The sequence below is a fragment of the Croceitalea marina genome, assembly GCF_042684265.1.
Lineage (GTDB): Bacteria > Bacteroidota > Bacteroidia > Flavobacteriales > Flavobacteriaceae > Croceitalea > Croceitalea marina.
In genome coordinates, this window is record NZ_JBHULB010000032.1 from 1 (window position 1) to 1,113 (window position 1,113).

The window sequence follows — 1,113 nt, forward strand, 5'->3', positions numbered from 1 at the left end:
CCAGAAATGCGGCAGAAGGTAATGAACGATATTGCCGTTGCTAAGCTTATCATGGATATGGCTATTTTGGTAACCTCAAACTATTCATCACTTATATCAGGAATGTTCAAAACCAATAAAAGAAAATTGAATATCCGTTAAGTGTCATAACCCTGTGATATTAGCAATAACTACTCTTTCGAACAGTCTTTCCCCGAAATACCGTCTATTAAGTTTGTAAACGAACTCATCAAGATAGAGCTGTAGGTACTTCCCCTTTATTTTATGGTAGTTGCCCAGTAGGTTTCTCTTTGCGTTGCTAATGAAGATATGTACCCATTTCAAGGTTTCCTCGGTAGACTCCTTGCTTGATTTCTCGGTTACGTGCATTTCAACATAATCCGCGATATCCACGTATGAAGTGCTTTGATCTGAAAATACTATTGTTTTTTCATCCAGTTCATCCGCTATCGTTCGATTGACCTCGTCCGCTAGATGTGTATCCAATACCTTTGCTTTAAAATAGCGCACTTGACTGGTCTTATGGCCCGTTCGTATGTCTTCCAACGGTATACTCTCCGCCATGACGGCAACGTTTCTCTTGCCTGCGGCCCCACGCCCCCTTTTTGCTTTGTCCTGTTCAACTTTAGAGGATTCGACCATAAAATATCCTTCGTCGAACTCGATCATTCCCTCAAGGGTGTACCGAGCGTCCCTATTGCCCATGGCCTTGCGCAATTTGTGGACAAGCGACCAGACAGGTTCGTATCGTTTCAGACCAAGTTGGCGCTGCATCTCTTTGGCCGAAAAACCTTTCTTTGTTGCACTCATAAGGAACATCGCCCTGTACCATACCAAAAATGATAGGTTGGACCCCTGCATTATAGTGCCACTACGCAGTGAGGTACGACTGCGACAGGCCTTGCACTCATAACTCCAACGGCTCTTGATCCAAAAGTGCTTATCGTGACCACAACGATGGCATTCGACACCGATTTTATCTCGCTCTTCTTTAAAATGTAATCTACAGGCCTCCTCGTCCCCGAAATGAGCACTAAACGTAAATAAATTCATAAGCCAAGTGATTTAGGTTCAGTCAAATATAATAAATTATGAGTAATTACGGATATTCAA

Annotated in this window: 1 protein-coding gene; it reads right to left on the bottom strand. The window is 42.8% G+C overall.

Translation table 11 applies throughout. The annotated features are described in order from the left end of the window. Window positions 1–144: 144 nt before the first annotated feature. Window positions 145–1,053 (bottom strand): IS1595 family transposase, encoded by a 909-nt coding sequence (locus tag ACFSQJ_RS14180; RefSeq protein WP_377767631.1) that lies wholly within the window; start codon window positions 1,051–1,053, stop codon window positions 145–147. Between the last annotated feature and the right edge of the window lie 60 nt (window positions 1,054–1,113).